Source organism: Candidatus Dadabacteria bacterium (assembly GCA_026706695.1).
Lineage (GTDB): Bacteria > Desulfobacterota_D > UBA1144 > Nemesobacterales > Nemesobacteraceae > Nemesobacter.
In genome coordinates this window covers 1-2343 of the sequence record JAPOYE010000071.1, presented here as the reverse complement: position 1 = coordinate 2343, position 2343 = coordinate 1, and the positions used below count along the sequence as shown (strand labels likewise).

Sequence of the window (2343 nt, the reverse complement as noted above, 5' to 3'; positions counted from 1 at the left end):
TTCAATTTGTTTCGTGTTACACTGTGTACTCATAAGGCCGTTGTCTCCTTGTGTTTTAAGTTGCTGCAATAACTTTATTATAACACAAACAACGGCCTTTTTCCTGCCCCTTTATGAGATATGCGGGCTAGAGTGGGGGCGGAAACCAGCGCACACATGGTTTACGAATGAGTACTCAGGCGCGGGACGCAAGGGTCTGCGCCTGCGGGTACTCCGTTGGGGATCCGTGGGTGGTTCCGAAGCAGAGGTATTCTCTTTTCGGCTGGTTCGTGATGAGTTGCGGGATAAGCTACCCGCCGAAGCGAATCAACATAGAGTGTGACCGCTGCGGGGAAGTTTTCGACGTGATCGAGGGAGACGGAAAATTCCTTGATGAGTATATGCTCCGCAACCGCTGATCACATCTTGTACTTGCCGAAATCCTCATCCGGTATGTCTTCGAGGACATCGCCCGCGCTTTGGCCCTTATCCCCGACTTTTACGCTGAGAGCGGCCTTTATCACCTCTTCGTCGACCATGATACGGCACCCGGTCCTGAGCGCTATCGCTATGGCGTCGCTCGGGCGGGAATCCACCAGGAGTTCCTCTCCGTCTTTTTTAATGCGAAGGCGGGAGTAAAAGGTGTTTTCCCGTAGTTCCGTGATCTCTATTTCAATGACCTCGTAGCCTGTGGCGGCGATTACGTTTTTCAGAAGATCGTGGGTGAGGGGTCTTGGTCTCGGAGTTTTTTTGATCTCCATTGCTATGGCGCTTGCCTCCTCGAATCCTATCCAGAGAGGAAGACTTCTTTCCCCTTCCTCTTCATTCAGAATGACGACGGGCATATCGGTAAACGGGTCGGCGACTATGCAGGAAACCTTCATCTCAAGAAACATTTTTTCTCCCTCCCTGTGTTAATTCAGATATTGTCCTCTAAGCGAATTCGCAAGTCCTTCAGTTATCCTTACGTCCACCATTTTTCCGATAAGCTCTTTTTCTCCGGGAAAATTGACTATCCTGTTGTGTTCGGTTCTCCCGGAAAGCCACGAGGAGTCGTTTCTGCTCGCATCCTCAACCAGCACCTGCTCGGATTTGCCTATCCTCTGTGCGTTCTTCGCAAGAGTAATTGCCCGCTGGTATTCCTGAAGGCGCGCGAGCCTCTGGCCTGCCGTCGAGTCTTCCACCCTTTCTCCTGATCTCCAAAGCTCCTCCCCCACCGTTCCGGGGCGCGGTGAGTATTTAAATGAAAAGGAACTGTCGAACCCCACTTCTTCGACAAGGCTCATCGTCTCCTCGAAGTCATCTTCTGTTTCCCCGGGGAACCCTACTATTATATCAGAAGACACGGCTATGTCCGGCATGGCGTCCCTGAGCCTGTTAACGGAATCTAAGTACCAGTTCCTTGTGTAGGTCCTGTTCATGAGCCTCAGCACCTTGTCTGAGCCCGACTGCACGGGCAGATGAATATGACGGCATACCTTGGGCACGTCTGCCATTGCCTCCACCATTTTTTTCGTTATGTCTCTCGGATAAGAAGTCGTGAACCTTATTCTCTCAAGACCGTCAAGCTCCCCGAGCACCCGAAGCAGGTCCCCGAACTTAAGCCCGCCGAGTTTCCATGAATTCACCGTCTGTCCTATGAGGGTTATTTCCTTCACTCCCTTTGCGATAAGGTGCCGGGCTTCGGCGATTATGTCCTCGAGGGGCCTGTTAACCTCGGAGCCCCTTACCGTGGGCACTATGCAGTAAGCGCACTTTTTGTTACATCCCTGCTGTATGGACACAAATGCCGTGGGTTTTCCCTCCTCGTGGTAGGAGAGGATGTCGAAAGGCTCCTGCACGTCGAAGGACGTCTCAACGGGCCTTGACTTCTTCTCTTTTATCTCTTCTATAAGCCGCGGGAGTTGCGGAATTGCCCTGGGTCCGAGCACGAAATCAAGATGCGGCATCCTGCGGATGAGTTCCTCTCCGTAGAGCTGCGCCACGCACCCGGACACGCCGACTATAAGCTCCGGGTTTTTTGCCTTAAGGTGCTTGAAGCGCCCAAGGCTGCTGAGGGCCTTCTGATCGGCCTTTTCCCGTATGGCGCACGTGTTTACGATAACTATGTCGGCCTCTTTTGGGTTTTCGGTGATACTGGCGCCGAGGGCGTTCTGTATCCTGTCCGAGTCATACTCGTTCATCTGACAACCGTAGGTTTCAAGGTAAAGGGTATTGGTCTTCATGGCTAAGGGAAATCCTAACGCATGGGAATATAAGTATCAAGAAAGGCGAGACGAGCTTTTCTAAAAGAAAATTCCAGTAGCGTCCAGCGATTCCCACTATCTACCAAAACCCCTTAAAACAAAGGGGGTCGGGATTTTG

General features: G+C 51.8%; 3 protein-coding genes. 1 reads left to right on the top strand and 2 read right to left on the bottom strand.

What is annotated here, in order from left to right:
- The first annotated feature begins 167 nt into the window (after nucleotides 1–167).
- On the top strand, nucleotides 168–398 hold the full coding sequence (locus OXG10_05155; protein MCY3826751.1) for a hypothetical protein: 231 nt from the start codon (nucleotides 168–170) through the stop codon (nucleotides 396–398).
- Here OXG10_05155 and OXG10_05150 read toward each other — a convergent pair whose 3' ends face one another.
- Together OXG10_05150 and miaB are read right to left on the bottom strand one after the other, a co-directional pair.
- Nucleotides 399–875 (bottom strand): bifunctional nuclease family protein, encoded by a 477-nt coding sequence (locus tag OXG10_05150; GenBank protein MCY3826750.1) that lies wholly within the window; start codon nucleotides 873–875, stop codon nucleotides 399–401. It lies immediately after the preceding gene.
- Between the two features lie 18 nt (nucleotides 876–893).
- Nucleotides 894–2204 (bottom strand): tRNA (N6-isopentenyl adenosine(37)-C2)-methylthiotransferase MiaB, encoded by a 1311-nt coding sequence (miaB, locus tag OXG10_05145; protein MCY3826749.1) that lies wholly within the window; start codon nucleotides 2202–2204, stop codon nucleotides 894–896.
- Nucleotides 2205–2343: the final 139 nt, after the last annotated feature.

What these genes read in the sequence shown, in the direction of transcription:
- OXG10_05155 (MCY3826751.1), top strand. Translation starts at nt 168, where the DNA reads ATGAGTACTCAGGCGCGGGACGCAAGGGTCTGCGCCTGCGGGTACTCC.
- OXG10_05150 (MCY3826750.1), bottom strand. Translation starts at nt 875, where the DNA reads ATGTTTCTTGAGATGAAGGTTTCCTGCATAGTCGCCGACCCGTTTACC.
- miaB (MCY3826749.1), bottom strand. Translation starts at nt 2,204, where the DNA reads ATGAAGACCAATACCCTTTACCTTGAAACCTACGGTTGTCAGATGAAC.